Here is a 14,628-nt window from a genome sequence, read left to right on the forward strand (position 1 = left end):
CCCCCCCCCCCCCCCCCCCCCCCCCCCCCCCCCCCCCCCCCCCCCCCCCCCCCCCCCCCCCCCCCCCGCTCCCACAGGGTTTCAACGGTGTAGCAAAAACCCAGGTTACAGCCCCACCACATCCTCCGCCTGCAACCCCTTCTCGCCGGTCACCACGGCGTACTCCACCTGCTGGCCTTCAGCCAACGAACGGTGGCCTTCACCGCGAATGGCGCGGTAGTGCACAAACACATCCTTGCCGTCTTCGCGTTGAATAAAGCCATAGCCCTTTGCATCGTTGAACCACTTCACATTACCGGTTTCGCGCGTTGCCATCTGTTTTGCTCCCACATGCTTTTTTATTGTTGAGTCGCTCACTGGAACTGCCGAGTATATGACAGGCTCAAAAACGATCAACTCAAGTTTACATCGCTGCTTTTTTGCCGATTTTCGGCGAATACGGCACACTACTCACCCGAGCGCCTGCTCGGTTTTTTCCACTTGAAGCAGCTCGCCTATGACCCGCTCCCCGTTCCGCCGTCTGGTGTTTGGCACCTTGCGCCGACTGTTGTACCTCTGGGTTCGCTCGGAGACGATCAACCAGTCGTCCCTTACCCTTAACCTGGACCGCAGCCGGCCGGTGTTCTACGTCCTGCAATCGCCCTCCCTCAGCGAACTCGCCGTGGTCGATGCCGAGTGCACCAAGGCCGGCCTGCCGCGCCCGGTGCTGCCGGTGTCGGTGGGGCCGCTGATGGAGCCCGCCGCATTCTTCTACCTCACGCCGGAACCAGACTGGCTCGGCCGCCAGGACAAGCGCGGTGCGCCGCCGACCCTGACCCGCCTGGTCAACACCCTGACCGAGCACGCCGAAGAGAATGCACAAATCATTCCGGTCAGCGTGTTCTGGGGGCAGTCCCCCGAGAGCGAGTCCAGCCCATGGAAGCTGCTGTTCGCCGACAGCTGGGCGGTCACCGGGCGTCTGCGCCGGCTGTTGAGCATCCTGATCCTCGGTCGCAAGACCCGTGTGCAATTCTCTGCGCCTATCAACCTGCGTGAATTGATCGAGCACAATAAAGGGCACGAACGCACCGTGCGCATGGCCCAGCGCATCCTGCGTGTGCACTTTCGTAACCTGAAGACTGCGGTGATCGGCCCCGACCTGTCCCACCGCCGCAATCTGGTGAAGGGCCTGGTGAACATGCCGCTGGTACGCCAGGCCATTGCCGACGAGGCCGAGCGCGAAAAGATCAGCCCGGAAAAAGCCAAGGCCCAGGCCCTGCGCTACGGCAACGAGATCGCCTCGGACTACACCTACACCGCGATCCGCTTCCTCGAAGTGGTGCTGAGCTGGTTCTGGAACAAGATCTACGACGGCATCAAGGTCAATAACATCGAAGGTGTGCAAAAGGTTGCCCAGGGCTACGAGGTGATCTACGTGCCCTGCCACCGCAGCCATATCGACTACCTGCTGCTCTCGTACCTGCTGTTCAAGAACGGCCTGACGCCGCCGCATATCGCCGCCGGGATCAACCTCAACATGCCGGTGATCGGCAGCCTGTTGCGCCGTGGCGGTGCGTTTTTCATGCGCCGCACCTTCAAGGGCAACCCGCTGTACACCTCGGTGTTCAACGAATACCTGCATACCTTGTTCACCAAAGGCTTCCCGGTGGAGTACTTCGTCGAGGGCGGGCGCTCGCGCACCGGGCGCATGCTGCAGCCGAAGACCGGGATGCTGGCGATCACCCTGCGCAGCTTCCTGCGCTCTTCGCGCATGCCCATCGTGTTCGTGCCGGTGTACATCGGCTACGAGCGCGTGCTCGAAGGCCGCACCTACCTCGGCGAGCTGCGGGGCGCGAGCAAGAAGAAAGAGTCGATCTTCGATATTTTCAAAGTGGTCGGCGCACTCAAGCAGCGCTTCGGCCAGGTGGCGGTCAACTTTGGCGAGCCGATCAAGCTGGCGGAGTTTCTCGACGCCGAACAACCGGATTGGCGCGCCCAGGAACTGGGACCGACCTACAAGCCGGCCTGGCTCAACGAAACCACCAACCGCCTCGGCGAGCAGGTGGCCCGCCATCTTAACGAAGCGGCAGCCGTGAACCCGGTGAACCTGGTGGCCCTGGCGCTGCTGTCCACCACGCGCCTGGCCCTGGATGAACAGGCCATGGCCCGCCAGCTCGACCTGTACCTGGCGCTGCTGCGCCGCGTGCCGTATTCGCCGCACACCACCCTGCCCGAAGGCGATGGCCTGGCGCTGATCAAGCACGTCAAGGACATGGACCTGCTGTCGGAACAGAGCGACGCCCTCGGCAAGATTCTGTACCTGGACGAGCAGAACGCCGTCCTGATGACCTACTACCGCAACAACGTGCTGCACATCTTCGCCCTGCCGGCGCTGCTGGCGAGCTTCTTCCAGAGCAGTTCGCGGATGAGCCGCGAGCAGATCCTGCGCTACACTCACGCACTCTACCCGTACCTGCAATCGGAACTGTTTATCCGCTGGTCGCTGGAAGAACTGGACAGTGTGATCGACCAATGGCTGGAGGCGTTTGTCGAACAGGGCCTGCTGCGTTTCGAGAACAACGTGTACCTGCGCCCGGCGCCAAGTTCGCGGCACTTCGTGCTGCTGACACTGCTGTCCAAGAGCATCGCCCAGACCCTGCAACGCTTCTACATGGCGATATCGCTGTTGCTCAACAGCGGCCAGAACAGCATCAGCGCCGAAGAGCTGGAAGACCTGTGCACGATCATGGCCCAGCGCCTGTCGATCCTGCATGGCCTCAACGCCCCGGAATTCTTCGACAAGAGCCTTTTCCGACATTTCATCCAGACCTTGCTGGAGCAAGATGTGCTGCGCCGCGACGAGGCCGGCAAGTTGAGCTACCACGACCTGCTCGGTGAACTCGCCGAAGGCGCCGCCAAACGCGTGTTGCCGGCGGACATTCGCCTGTCGATCCGCCAGGTGGCCTTGCATCGTGTGGACGGTGCGGCTGAGGCGCCTGTCGAAACCGAAGAAAGCCGCTAGATTGAATAAGGCGTCGGTTAGATGCCGGCGCCGTTGAAAAGGAGCTGTACCATGAAAAAGATCATCCTCCTGGGCCTCACCGCCTTGCTCGGAGCCTGCCAATCCATGAGCCCGCCCCCCAAGGCCAACCTCGATGGCGAAGTGTTCTACCTGCAGCGCATTGCCCTGCCGCCCGCCGCCACCTTGAGCGTCAGCCTGCAGGACGTGTCCCTGGCAGACGCGCCCGCGGTGGTCCTGGCCGAGCAGAAAGGCCCGGTCAAAGGCCAGGTGCCGCTGCCGTTTCACCTCAGCTACGACCCGGCCCAGGTCAAGCCGGGCCACAGTTATGCGGTGAGTGCTCGCATCGAACTGGATGGCAAGCTACTGTTTATCACCACCGAACGGCACGCTGTGCAGCTCAACGGCCAGGATCCACAGCCGCTGCGCCTGCGGGTTGATGCGGTCGCTCAGTGAATTCATCGAACACTTGATTTACGCACATAAGGAAGCGCCCATGCTCCGTAATTCCCTTCGCCTCACTGCCCTGTGCGCCGGCCTGCTGTTCGGCGCCAACGCCATGGCCTTGAACCTTGGCAGCCTGTCCCAGGGCGACGCCACCGGCGGCCTCAAGGACGCACTGACCCAGGGCGCACAGATCGCCGTGAAACAACTGGGCGTGCCCGGCGGTTTCAGCAACAACCCTGAAGTGAAGATCGTTCTGCCAGGCAAGCTCGGCAAAGTCGCCGACAAGTTGAAAATGTTCGGCATGGGCGACCAGGTCACCCAGCTGGAAACCAGCATGAACAAGGCCGCCGAAACCGCCGTGACCCAGGCCCAGCCGATCCTGGTCAATGCCGTGAAAAACATGAGCGTGACCGACGCCAAGGGCATTCTCACCGGCGGCCAGGACTCGGCCACTCAGTACCTGAACAAAAGCAGCCGCGAAGAAATCCGCGCCAAGTTCCTGCCGATCGTCAAGGCCGCCACCGACAAGGTCGGCGTGGCCCAGCAGTACAACGCCCTGGCCGGCAAGGCCGCAGCCTTTGGCGCCGTGGATGCCAAGAGCGCCAACGTCGAAAACTACGTGACCGAGCAGGCACTGGACGGTTTGTTCAAGATGATTGCGCAGCAGGAAGAGACGATTCGCAAGAACCCGGCCGCAGCGGCGACCAGCCTGGCGAAGAAGGTGTTTGGCGCGTTGTAATTCCAGATCGCCCGTTGGGTGCCCCCCTCACAACGCCAGGATCGTTCATCACGATGCCTGGCGTTTTTATGTCACCGGCTCAATAAAAGAGCGAGTCAGCCAGTCGCCCTATCATGAGCGTGGCAAAACAGCAGATGGCCACAGAGGTCGCACGATTGATCTTCAAGGGCGTCAGCCAGGTCTTGCGGATACCCTCGAATTGACCGCCGAGCATGATCCAGGCCGACCCGACGGGTATCACTACCAGCGCCAGCGTAGTCATGAAGAGCGCGTAGTCCGCCAGCGCGGTAAATGTGTGCGCTGGAGCGATGAAGGAAACGATCAACAGGCCCTTGGGATTCATCACTGTCAGCCAGAAGAAATAAAGCCCGGAGAATCGATCCTTGCCTGGGGTGATGGTTTCGCCCTTGCGTTGCCATAGCTGGTAGGAAACGTACAGCAAGTAACAGGCCGCGGCCATTTGCGTAGCCTTCAATGCCCAAGGCGAATACGCGGCCAGATAAACCAGTGCAACGCCCCACAGGGAGACTTGCAGCACGTAGGCCAAGCACTCGACGAAGGCCAGTTTCCACGACGTCCGAAAACCAAGCAGCATGCCCGCGCGCAGCAGCAGGGTATTTGTCGGCCCGGGCACAGCCAGGAGCAGCACCAGCGCCGAAACGGTACCCAGCATGAAATTATCCTAAGTCGGTCATGATCAATGGTCTTTGCGCCGATGGCGGTTACGGCTGCCAACCTGGCGAACAAAGTGTTGGGGGCGTTGTATCACAGAGGCGGTTATTTATCGTGAAAAAAGCAAACGCCCCGTGGTGTTCGGGGCTCTTGCAATTGCAGAGTGCGAAAAGACGCACGCAGACAATCAAAGCATTCAGCGGCTGATGAGGGTGTTTGTGTTGGTGTTCTGGATCGAGATACTGCTTGTGGGTTGCGCAGCCCAGTTAATCGATCTGTTTTCCATGTTCGATACTCTTTCCTCCAGCCGGTTTTGCCTATGCTGATGTGAGTCACAACCGTGGCTCGCTTGCGGTAGCTGGCCACACAACATTTGACCCACCATCATACACAAATTGCCAATCATCTGATTTCCGCCTCTATGAATGTCATGGAAACTTTATCTTCGCGATCAAACCGACCGAATAAAGTACCTGCCTGACAGGTAACCTTGTGTGGCACGCGAGAGAAAAAGGTTCCCAATCAGCGCGCCACGTCACTCTCAGGCCTACACGACATCCTTCCTCACCCGGAACCACGCCGCGTACAGCGCCGGCAAGAACAGCAACGTCAATGCCGTCGCCACAATCAGCCCGCCCATGATCGCCACGGCCATCGGCCCGAAGAACACACTGCGTGACAGCGGGATCATCGCCAGTACCGCCGCCAGGGCCGTGAGCACAATCGGGCGGAAACGTCGCACGGTGGCTTCGATGATCGCCTGCCACGGCGCCAGCCCGGCCTTGATGTCCTGTTCGATCTGGTCCACCAGGATCACCGAGTTACGCATGATCATCCCCGACAACGCGATGGTGCCCAGCATGGCCACGAACCCGAAGGGCTGGCGGAATACCAGTAGGAACAGCGTCACACCGATCAATCCCAGAGGCGCTGTAAGAAACACCATCGCCGTGCGTGAGAAACTGCGCAGCTGCAGCATCAGCAAGGTCAGCACCACCACGATGAACAGCGGCACGCCAGCCTTCACCGAGTTCTGCCCGCGGGTAGAGTCTTCAACGGTGCCACCGACTTCCAGCAAGTAGCCATCCGGCAGTTCGGCGCGCACCTCTTCAAGGGTCGGCAGGATCTGCTGGACCAGCGTCGCCGGCTGTTCCTTGCCGTAGATATCAGCGCGCACGGTCACCGTCGGCAGACGGTTGCGGTGCCAGATGATGCCCTCCTCAAAGCCGTACTCGAGGGTCGCAATCTGCGACAGCGCCACGCTTTTGCCGTTGTCGGTCGGCACGGCGAGGCTCGGCAGCAGCGACAACTCGGTGCGCTCATGCACGGTGCCGCGCAGGAGGATTTCGATCAACTCGTTGTCTTCGCGGAACTGGCTGACGCTGGAACCGGTGAGTGAACTCTGGAGGAATTTCGACAGGTTGGCGGTGCTCACACCGAGGGCGCGGGCGCGGTCCTGGTCGATATTGAGGTAGACGATTTTGCTCGGTTCTTCCCAGTCCAGGTGCACATTGACCACGTGGGTATTTTCGCGCACCTTGGCCGCCAATTTGCGTGCGAGGGCGCGGACTTCTTCGATATGTTCACCGGTCACGCGAAACTGCACCGGGTAGCCCACAGGCGGGCCGTTTTCCAGGCGCGTGACACGTGAGCGCAGCTCGGGGAATTGTTCGTTGAGGGTTTCGATCAGCCAGGTGCGCAGGCTTTCGCGCTCCTCGATGGTCTTGGCCAGCACCACGAACTGCGCAAAGCTGGCCGCCGGCAGTTGCTGGTCCAACGGCAGATAGAAACGCGGCGAGCCGGTACCGACGTAGGCCACATAGTTATCGATGCCGGCATGTTCCTTGAGCAGGGCTTCCAGGCGCTTGACCTGATCGGCGGTGTTGCTCAGGGAGGTGCCTTCGGCCAGTTTCAAGTCGACCATCAGCTCCAGACGGCCCGAGGCCGGGAAGAACTGCTGCGGGACAAAACGGAACAGTGCCACCGAGCCGATAAACAGCAGCAGTGTCAGGACGATCACGGTTTTACGCCGGCGCACGCACCACTCCACCAAACGTCTTACGCGCTGATAGAACGGCGTGCCGTAGGGATCAGGACCATCGGCGCCGTGTTTGGCTGCGTGAATTTTCGCCAGGTCCGGCAGGAGCTTTTCCCCCAGATACGGCACGAACACCACCGCAGCGACCCACGAGGCCAGCAACGCAATAGTCACCACCTGGAAGATCGAACGGGTGTATTCACCGGTACTCGACTGTGCGGTGGCGATGGGCAAAAAGCCCGCCGCCGTGATCAACGTGCCGGTGAGCATCGGGAACGCCGTGCTGGTCCAGGCGAAACTCGCGGCTTTAAGACGGTCGTAGCCCTGCTCCATCTTGATCGCCATCATCTCCACGGCGATGATCGCATCGTCCACCAGCAAACCCAGGGCCAATACCAGCGCACCGAGGGAGATCTTGTGCAGGCCGATGCCAAGGTAATACATGCTGGCAAAGGTCATCGCCAGCACCAACGGAATCGCCAGCGCCACGACCATGCCCGTGCGAATGCCGAGGGAGAAGAAACTCACCAGCAAAACAATCGCCAGGGCCTCAGCCAGGACCTGGACGAATTCGCCGACACTGGTTTTCACCGCTGCCGGTTGGTCCGACACCTTGCGCAGTTGCATGCCGGCAGGAAGGTTCTTCTGCAAGCGTGCGAATTCACCTTCCAGCGCCTTGCCCAACACCAGGATGTCGCCTCCATCGCGCATGGCCACGGCCAGGCCAATGGCGTCTTCGCCCATGTAGCGCATGCGCGGTGCCGGTGGGTCGTTGAAGCCGCGGTGGATGTCGGCCACATCACCGATGCGGAAGGTTCGATCACCCACCCGAATCGGGAAAGCGCGGATCTCGTCCACCGTCTTGAAGTTGCCCGACACCCGCAGTTGTACACGCTCGCTCGGCGTTTCAAAGAACCCGGCGGTGGACACCGCGTTCTGTTCCTGCAGCGCCTGCTGCACCGCCGCCAATGGCAGGCCGAGGGTGGCGAGCTTGAGGTTGGATAACTCGATCCAGATCTTTTCGTCCTGCAGGCCCAGCAGCTCGACCTTGCCCACATCCGGCACGCGCTGCAGCTGAATCTGGATACGGTCGGCGTAGTCCTTGAGCACGGCGTAGTCAAAACCATCGCCGGTCAGCGCGTAGATGTTGCCAAAGGTGGTGCCGAATTCATCATTGAAAAACGGTCCCTGGATATCCGGTGGCAGGGTCTGGCGAATATCGCTGATCTTCTTGCGTACCTGGTACCACAACTCGGGAATCTGCGCCGAGTGCATGGAGTCACGGGCCATGAAGGTGACCTGGGATTCGCCGGGACGCGAGAACGAGACAATGCGCTCGTAGTCGCCGGTCTCCATGAGTTTCTTCTCGATACGCTCGGTCACCTGGCGTGAAACTTCCTGGGCCGTGGCACCGGGCCAGTTGGTCTTGATCACCATGGCCTTGAAGGTAAACGGTGGGTCTTCGCTTTGTCCCAGCTTGGTGTAGGACAAGGTGCCGACCACCGCCAGCAAGATCATCAGGAACAGTACGATCTGGCGATTACGCAGCGCCCATTCGGAAAGATTGAAACCCATCGGGGACTACTCCTTGGCCGCCAGATTCACCACACGGTTGGAGCGATCCACCGGGCGCACTTGCTGGCCCTCGTGGAGCACATGCACACCGGCAGCTATCACCCAATCAGAAGGGCTCAAGCCTTCCAGCACCGGGACGGTCTTTTCACCGAAGGCGCCGATGCGCACGGGGGTGCGCTTGAGGGTATTGTCCGGCTGTACACGCCAGACGTAGGACTCACCGTTCTCCGCACTGAGGGCAGACAGCGGTACCGACAACGGAATTACGCCGTCGGCCTGTATGAAGACCCGGGCACTCTGACCCAACTCGGCCGGGACTTTGCCACCGGTAAAGGCGACGCGGGCAGCAAAGGTGCGCGACTTGGGATCGGCAGCCGGTGACAGTTCACGAATGCGCCCGGCGAAACGCTGGTCCGGCTGGCTCCACAGTTCGACCGACACCGGCTGGCCAATCTTGAAGCGGCCGAACCCTTGCTCCGGCAAGCTGATCAGCACTTCGCGCTCGCCATCGGTGGCCAGGGTGAACACCGTCTGCCCGGCGGACACCACCTGGCCGACCTCTACCGCACGCTTGGCGACCACACCATCCTGGGGCGCACGCAGCACGGCGTACCCGGCCTGGTTGCTGGACACGTCGAATTCAGCCTTGATTTGCTTGAGGCGTGCTTCACCGGATCGGTAGAGGTTTTCGGAATTATCGTACTGGGAGCGACTGACCATCTGACGGTCCATCAGGGTCTTGTAGCGATCCCGCTCGGCGCGCACCAGGCTCAGGTTGGCCTCGGCAGCGGCCACTTGGGCGCGGGTGGCCTCCAGTTGCAGGCGCACGTCCTGCGGGTCGAGTTCCGCCAGCGGCTGGTTGGCCTTGACGCGCTCGCCCTCCTCCACCAGCCGTTTGCTGACTTTGCCGCCGATGCGAAAGGCCAGGTCCGGCTCGTAGCGGGCACGCACTTCACCTGGGTAGCTGTCGGTCGCCTGCGCCGATGGCTGCGGCTGCACCACCATGGCTGGGCGGAGGGTGGTCTGGGCCGCTTCTTCATGGCCGCAGGCGGCCAACAGGAAGACCAAGCTGACAGGCAACGCAAGAGGCAGGAAAGTACTGCGCATGCTGAAGGACCTTTCGCAAATGGAGCTAGGAATAATTATACTGGCCGGTATGTTATTAATACCAAACTCACCAGTCCAGTATTAAAGGTGAAAATGTCCGACAATCCTGTAAACACCAATAGCCCCGGGCGTCCCAAGGACATGGCAAAACGCCAGGCTATCCTCTCGGCAGCGAAGATCCTGTTCTTGAGCAATGGCTACGCCAGCACCAGCATGGATGCCGTGGCGCTTGAAGCCGGCGTGTCGAAGCTGACCGTCTACAGCCACTTCACCGACAAGGAAACCTTGTTCACCGCTGCCGTGGTGGCCACGTGCGAAGAACAATTGCCGGTGATGTATTTCGAACTGCCCGAAGGGCTGCCGGTGGAGACGGTGTTGCTGAATATCGCGCGGGGGTTTCATCGGCTGATCAACAGCGAGGAATCGGTGAACCTGCATCGCCTGATGATGACCACCGGCAATCAGGACGTGAAACTCTCACAGATCTTCTTCGAGGCCGGGCCCATGCGCATGCTGCAAGGCATGGAGCGGCTGCTGAGCAGGATCGACCAGAGCGGCGCCCTGGCCATCGACAAACCGTTCAGGGCAGCCGAACACTTCTTCTGCCTGCTCAAGGGCACGGCGAATTTCTGCCTGTTGTATGGCTGCGGCGGACACTTGAGCGACGCAGACGCCGAAGCGCATGTGCAGGAGGTGGTGGGGTTGTTTATGCGCGCTTACCGGGCCTGAAGCGCTGTGCTGTCTTGACCGGTCCTATCGCTGGCCTGCCAGCGATAGGGCCCTCCAGATCAATGAAGGCTTAAGGCTTGAGCGCCTTCTTGGGGTAGATGTCATACCGGCTTGACTTGCCATCCAGCGCATGGCTCGGCTTGGGCCCGTCGATGCACGGTGCCTTGCGTGGACGCTTGACCACCACGCGGTGGCTGGCCAGGGCCAGGGCGGCAGCGAGCAACGCCGGGGCGTCCGGATCATCGCCGACCAGTGGACGGAACAAGCGCATTTCCTTCTTCACCAGGGCGGTTTTCTCACGATGGGGAAACATCGGGTCGAGGTAGATCACCTGGGGCGGCTCGCCTTGCCAGTTGAGCATCACGTCGATGGAATTGCCCTTGAGCAAGGTCATGCGCGCCACGATTGGCGCCACGTCAAAATCCTGCGCAGCGCGCGCCAGGCCGTCTTCGAGCAAGGCGCCGATCAACGGCTGGCGCTCGATCAGGCTCATCTCGCAGCCGAGGCTGGCCAGCACGAACGCGTCCTTGCCCAGCCCGGCCGTGGCATCCAGCACGCGCGGACGCACGCCCTGGGCGATGCCCACCGCCTTGGCAATCATCTGGCCGCTGCCGCCGCCGTATAACCGGCGATGAGCAGCACCGCCTTCCACGAAGTCCACGCGCACTGGCCCCGGTGCGTCAGGGCCTAGCTGTTGCAGCTGCAGGCCCTGCTCGCCAACCTGCAGGGAAAAGTCCGCCTCGTCCAGCTGCAACGGCAAGCCAAGCAGCGCAGCCCACTGCGCGGCGCGGTCCTTGAAACCTTCGGCCAAGGCCTCGACCTGGATGCGGCTGGCCGCGGGTTGTTCGCTCATCAATCACTACGCTCAAAAATATTAAGGATCGGCAAAAGTCGGCCGATAAAAACAACAGTCAGGTATTTTGCCAGAGCTGAGCGTCGACCGAGAAAAATGTCAGACATTCTTCCCCTAACCATCGGTGTACTGCCGACCCATAACCACTACGGCCTGCGCAATACTCAAGCGCTGGCCGGGGTGAGTCATGTGTGGCAGGACTTCTTCGCCCGCGCGCTGGCCGAGCAGCTCGGTGAGACGCCGGACGCGCTCGCCGCCAAGGCGCCTGAGCCGTTGGACCCGGCGGTCGAGCCCAGCGAAGGTGCCGACCTGTTGTCGCAGATTCTGACCCAGCGTGAATGCGAGGTGAAAGACACCGAAATCGCCCCGCCTGAGCCGCTGTTCCTGCCGATTGCAGAATTTGAAACCGAGTTGCTGCCACCGCCGGCAACCCCGTTCCCACCGGAAGAAATCGTCGCCCAGCAACGCCAGCAGAATTTCGAGAGCGGCTGGATCCGCCCGATCGTGCTGACCGCCGGCCAGCCACTGCCCGAACCGGGCCCGGCGCCTGAGCCACGGCCACTGCACTTGCCGATTGCCGAGTTCGAAATGGACCTGTTGCCGCCGGCCGCCACGCCATACCCCGAAGAGGAGTTGGTGGCGCAGCAAAAAGCCCTGGATTTCGATTACTACTGGGCTCGCCCACTGATCACCCACAACCTGCGCTTGGCCGCGTAAACCTAGCGACACACCCACCAGCGCCCCATGTCCAGATGGAAATGGTTGCGGTGCGCGGCGTTGTAGTCCGGGCTCAACACCACATTGAAATCGTTGCAGGCGCCCTCGCGCACCTGGCGCAAAAAGCGCGCGGCGTCGCCCTCTCCCGGCCAATCCTTGAGCACACTGATGCTGCGCCCGTCTGCCAGGCGAAAGCCGGCGATATCCACGGCATTCGCCGACGCATGCTGGCTGAGTCGCCCTTCGGCACGGTTATACATGTTGCGGCAAGCGAAGCTGCCCAAGTGATCGACCCGCGTCACCGCCTGGCCAAACACCGCCTGGGCCGCCGGTTGCAGGCTGTGGCGCTCGAACAGCGCAAACGCCACGGCCAACGGGCAACTGGCGAGAAAGCTGCTGCTCAAGCCCACGTCGGCACCCTGCACGCGCAGCACATTGCGCAGTGGGCACGCCGCATCGGCCGGTGTATCCGCTTGATGGCTGACGCGCAGGCCGGACGTTTTCAGTACCTGGTCGCACAGCGCGGGATCATCCTGCAACCGCCCGAGCTTGAACCGCGTCAGCAGGTTCGGGGCGGCACGCACATCCAACGGCGCCCAGGGGTTCCACTCCGCCGGTAAAGGCACCCAGCCGCGCCAGACACCCAGCACCGCTACGCCGGCCAACAACAGCAGCATCCCCACCACGGTAAAAAAACGCACGGGTCAGTCCTTGAAGAATTGCGTCGCCTGGCTGTAGGGCATCGAGCGTTCAGTGAAGGTAAACGTGCCCGACGAATAGACTTCCTGCGCGGCCCGGTAGAACTCGCCATACGCCGCCAACGCCATGGCCGAGCCCACGCTGATGCGCTTGACGCCCATTTCGCTCAATTGCGCCACGCTCAGTTTCAACCCACCGGACATGAGCACATTCACAGGCTTGGGCGCGACGGCCTTGACCACCGCCAGCACGTCCTCGGCACTGCGCAGGCCGGGCGCATACAGCACATCGGCACCGGCTTCGGCGTAGGCCTGCAGCCGGCGGATGGTGTCAGGCAAATCCAGGCGACCATGCAGGAGGTTTTCCGCACGGGCGGTGAGCATGAACGGGAATGGCAGGCTGCGCGCAGCGGCGACTGCAGCCTCCATACGCTCTACGGACAGATCAAAGGGATAGATCGGGTCGACGGCAATGCCGGTGGCATCTTCGATGGAGCCACCGACGATCCCGCTGGCAGCCGCACGCAGAATGGTCTGGGCGCAGCCGTCGGGCGTGTCGCTGAAGCCGTTTTCCAGGTCGGCCGCCACCGGCAGCGTGGTCGCCCGGGCAATGACGCCGGCATTGGCGAGTGTGTCTTCCAGCGACAGTGCCCCTTCGGCATCCGGCCGCCCCAGGCTGAAGGCATACCCTGCGCTGGTAGTGGCCAGGGCTTCAAAGCCGAGGCTGGCGAGCATGATCGCCGAGCCAGCATCCCACGGGTTGGGCATCACAAACGCGCGGTCGCGCTCATGCAAGGCCTTGAAAGTTTCGGCGCGAAGGGTTTGGGCATCCATGACTGACTCCTGGCGGAAAAAGGAGCCCTAGAGTAACCCCAGTTGCTCCGCTGCGGGTTCTCGATGCAGGGTCGGCAACGCCGGCAGGCCGGGCAAGCGCGCCATCAGCTTGGCGTGAAAGCGCAGGGCCAATTGCGCGGCCAGGCGGTTGTCCGAGGTGTGCAGGAACACGTAGGGGGTCCGGCCTTCTTCAATCCAGCCGGCGATTTTTTCCACCCACGGGATCAGGAACGGGTCATTGGCCTCAAGCTCCGGATGACCAATAAAACGCACCTGGGGAAACTGGGTCAGTGCCGCAGGCCGTGTTGGCACCTTGGGCTTTTTCGACTGGGCATGCAGCACGGCAGCTGAGGTGGAGGTGCAACTGAATAATGCACGCGGGTCGAGACAGATGCGTTCGACCCCGCGGTCGCGCAGCAGACGGTTGAGCATGCGCTCGGCATCGCCCTTGGCGAAGAACTCCGGGTGCCGCACTTCGACCGCCAGCGGCCGCTCCAGCGCATCGATAAAACCCGCCAGCTCGCCCAGCCGTTGCGGCGAAAAGCTGGCCGAGAGTTGCAGCCACAGCGGCGAGACGCGCTCACCCAGCGGGCTCATCAGCCCGACGAAGCTTTCCGCTGCCGGCAACTGCTCACGCAGGTCGCCGCCGTGGCTGATGTCACCGGGAAATTTAGCGGTGAAGCGAAAATCCTCCGGCATGATCTCAGCCCAGCGCTGCACAGTGGCGGCCGAGGGGCGGGCATAAAAGGTGGTATTGCCTTCAACGGCGTTGAAGACCTGGGAATACAGCGCGAGGTAGTCGCTGGAACGGGCATCGACGGGGTACAGGTACTCGCGCCAGGCGTTTTCGCTCCAGGACGGGCAACCGATGAAATAAGGCAGGCGCATCAGATGTGGATGTCGAGGCCCAGCACTTCCATATCCCATTCGACAAAACCGGCGGTGGTCAGGTAGCTGGCCAGGGCGGTGGCGACGCTTTTGCTCATGGAGCGAGGGAAGACCATGTCTTGCTGACGGGCCGGAAGGCCGCTGGTGCGGGCACCTGCAGGACCTTGCTGGCTGGATGATGCTTCAGACTGGACTTCGATGAAGTCCGGTGAATCCTCGACGGACTCGTCTACCGTGACGTTCGCCTTACGTGGCTTGCGCTTGATGGGGTAGGACTGTGAGGAAAAGCCGTCTATACGCATCGATGCGAACTCGGTATCGGTGATGGCATTT

The 14,628-nt window shown here is 61.8% G+C and carries 14 protein-coding genes; 5 read left to right on the forward strand and 9 right to left on the reverse strand.

All coding sequences use genetic code 11. The features are described 5' to 3' along the window. Nucleotides 1–105: 105 nt before the first annotated feature. On the reverse strand, nt 106–315 hold the full coding sequence (locus tag AC07SI_RS00005) for a cold-shock protein (protein WP_003219353.1): 210 nt from the start codon (nt 313–315) through the stop codon (nt 106–108). Between the two features lie 181 nt (nt 316–496). Here AC07SI_RS00005 and plsB point away from each other — a divergent pair, with 181 nt between their 5' ends. From plsB to AC07SI_RS00020, 3 genes are read left to right on the forward strand one after another with little or no spacing between them, the layout of a single operon-like run. After that, the gene (gene plsB, locus AC07SI_RS00010) at nt 497–3,001 is read left to right on the forward strand and encodes a glycerol-3-phosphate 1-O-acyltransferase PlsB (RefSeq protein ID WP_065903120.1); all 2,505 of its coding nucleotides are present in this window, start codon (nt 497–499) and stop codon (nt 2,999–3,001) included. Nucleotides 3,002–3,052: 51 nt separating this feature from the next. Then, on the forward strand, nt 3,053–3,454 hold the full coding sequence (locus tag AC07SI_RS00015) for a YbaY family lipoprotein (protein ID WP_065903124.1): 402 nt from the start codon (nt 3,053–3,055) through the stop codon (nt 3,452–3,454). A gap of 40 nt (nt 3,455–3,494) precedes the next feature. After that, entirely contained in the window at nt 3,495–4,184 is a 690-nt protein-coding gene (locus AC07SI_RS00020; RefSeq protein ID WP_495004875.1) for a DUF4197 domain-containing protein, read from the forward strand. Between the two features lie 79 nt (nt 4,185–4,263). Here the strand turns inward: AC07SI_RS00020 and AC07SI_RS00025 are convergent, their stop codons facing one another. From AC07SI_RS00025 to AC07SI_RS00035, 3 genes are all read right to left on the reverse strand, one after another. Then, on the reverse strand, nt 4,264–4,857 hold the full coding sequence (locus AC07SI_RS00025) for a LysE family translocator (RefSeq protein ID WP_065903126.1): 594 nt from the start codon (nt 4,855–4,857) through the stop codon (nt 4,264–4,266). A 546-nt stretch (nt 4,858–5,403) separates the two neighbouring features. Continuing rightward, nucleotides 5,404–8,469 carry an efflux RND transporter permease subunit gene (locus AC07SI_RS00030; protein WP_495004876.1) on the reverse strand — a complete coding sequence of 1,022 codons (3,066 nt, stop codon included), beginning with the start codon at nt 8,467–8,469 and terminating at the stop codon, nt 5,404–5,406. 6 nt (nt 8,470–8,475) lie between these two features. After that, nucleotides 8,476–9,576, reverse strand: coding sequence for an efflux RND transporter periplasmic adaptor subunit (locus AC07SI_RS00035; protein WP_065903129.1), 1,101 nt, complete (start codon nt 9,574–9,576; stop codon nt 8,476–8,478). 93 nt (nt 9,577–9,669) lie between these two features. Between AC07SI_RS00035 and AC07SI_RS00040 the strand changes: the two genes are divergently transcribed. After that, a complete protein-coding gene (locus AC07SI_RS00040) occupies nt 9,670–10,305 on the forward strand; it encodes a TetR/AcrR family transcriptional regulator (protein WP_262134484.1) in 636 nt (211 codons plus the stop codon). A gap of 70 nt (nt 10,306–10,375) precedes the next feature. Here the strand turns inward: AC07SI_RS00040 and AC07SI_RS00045 are convergent, their stop codons facing one another. After that, nucleotides 10,376–11,158: a class I SAM-dependent methyltransferase gene (locus AC07SI_RS00045; protein WP_065903133.1), complete on the reverse strand. Its 783-nt coding sequence runs from the start codon at nt 11,156–11,158 to the stop codon at nt 10,376–10,378. A gap of 96 nt (nt 11,159–11,254) precedes the next feature. Here AC07SI_RS00045 and AC07SI_RS00050 point away from each other — a divergent pair, with 96 nt between their 5' ends. After that, nucleotides 11,255–11,875 carry an energy transducer TonB gene (locus tag AC07SI_RS00050; protein WP_495004877.1) on the forward strand — a complete coding sequence of 207 codons (621 nt, stop codon included), beginning with the start codon at nt 11,255–11,257 and terminating at the stop codon, nt 11,873–11,875. A 2-nt stretch (nt 11,876–11,877) separates the two neighbouring features. Here AC07SI_RS00050 and AC07SI_RS00055 read toward each other — a convergent pair whose 3' ends face one another. The 4 genes from AC07SI_RS00055 to AC07SI_RS00070 are packed head-to-tail and all read right to left on the reverse strand — an operon-like array spanning nt 11,878 to nt 14,597. Beyond that, the gene (locus AC07SI_RS00055) at nt 11,878–12,552 is read right to left on the reverse strand and encodes an extensin-like domain-containing protein (protein WP_495005044.1); all 675 of its coding nucleotides are present in this window, start codon (nt 12,550–12,552) and stop codon (nt 11,878–11,880) included. A 27-nt stretch (nt 12,553–12,579) separates the two neighbouring features. After that, nucleotides 12,580–13,407 carry an isocitrate lyase/PEP mutase family protein gene (locus tag AC07SI_RS00060; protein ID WP_495004878.1) on the reverse strand — a complete coding sequence of 276 codons (828 nt, stop codon included), beginning with the start codon at nt 13,405–13,407 and terminating at the stop codon, nt 12,580–12,582. A gap of 27 nt (nt 13,408–13,434) precedes the next feature. Continuing rightward, entirely contained in the window at nt 13,435–14,295 is an 861-nt protein-coding gene (locus AC07SI_RS00065; protein ID WP_065903147.1) for a DUF72 domain-containing protein, read from the reverse strand. Continuing rightward, on the reverse strand, nt 14,295–14,597 hold the full coding sequence (locus AC07SI_RS00070; RefSeq protein ID WP_065903149.1) for a hypothetical protein: 303 nt from the start codon (nt 14,595–14,597) through the stop codon (nt 14,295–14,297). Before AC07SI_RS00070 ends, AC07SI_RS00065 begins: the two co-directional genes overlap by 1 nt. Nucleotides 14,598–14,628 lie beyond the last annotated feature (31 nt).

Source organism: Pseudomonas sp. GW821-FHT05D12 (assembly GCF_059419825.1).

Excerpts from the sequence above, each read along its gene's own strand:
- AC07SI_RS00005 (WP_003219353.1), bottom strand. The coding sequence starts at position 315 with ATGGCAACGCGCGAAACCGGTAATGTGAAGTGGTTCAACGATGCAAAG.
- plsB (WP_065903120.1), top strand. The coding sequence starts at position 497 with ATGACCCGCTCCCCGTTCCGCCGTCTGGTGTTTGGCACCTTGCGCCGA.
- AC07SI_RS00015 (WP_065903124.1), top strand. The coding sequence starts at position 3,053 with ATGAAAAAGATCATCCTCCTGGGCCTCACCGCCTTGCTCGGAGCCTGC.
- AC07SI_RS00020 (WP_495004875.1), top strand. The coding sequence starts at position 3,495 with ATGCTCCGTAATTCCCTTCGCCTCACTGCCCTGTGCGCCGGCCTGCTG.
- AC07SI_RS00025 (WP_065903126.1), bottom strand. The coding sequence starts at position 4,857 with ATGCTGGGTACCGTTTCGGCGCTGGTGCTGCTCCTGGCTGTGCCCGGG.
- AC07SI_RS00030 (WP_495004876.1), bottom strand. The coding sequence starts at position 8,469 with ATGGGTTTCAATCTTTCCGAATGGGCGCTGCGTAATCGCCAGATCGTA.
- AC07SI_RS00035 (WP_065903129.1), bottom strand. The coding sequence starts at position 9,576 with ATGCGCAGTACTTTCCTGCCTCTTGCGTTGCCTGTCAGCTTGGTCTTC.
- AC07SI_RS00040 (WP_262134484.1), top strand. The coding sequence starts at position 9,670 with ATGTCCGACAATCCTGTAAACACCAATAGCCCCGGGCGTCCCAAGGAC.
- AC07SI_RS00045 (WP_065903133.1), bottom strand. The coding sequence starts at position 11,158 with ATGAGCGAACAACCCGCGGCCAGCCGCATCCAGGTCGAGGCCTTGGCC.
- AC07SI_RS00050 (WP_495004877.1), top strand. The coding sequence starts at position 11,255 with ATGTCAGACATTCTTCCCCTAACCATCGGTGTACTGCCGACCCATAAC.
- AC07SI_RS00055 (WP_495005044.1), bottom strand. The coding sequence starts at position 12,552 with ATGCTGCTGTTGTTGGCCGGCGTAGCGGTGCTGGGTGTCTGGCGCGGC.
- AC07SI_RS00060 (WP_495004878.1), bottom strand. The coding sequence starts at position 13,407 with ATGGATGCCCAAACCCTTCGCGCCGAAACTTTCAAGGCCTTGCATGAG.
- AC07SI_RS00065 (WP_065903147.1), bottom strand. The coding sequence starts at position 14,295 with ATGCGCCTGCCTTATTTCATCGGTTGCCCGTCCTGGAGCGAAAACGCC.
- AC07SI_RS00070 (WP_065903149.1), bottom strand. The coding sequence starts at position 14,597 with ATGCGTATAGACGGCTTTTCCTCACAGTCCTACCCCATCAAGCGCAAG.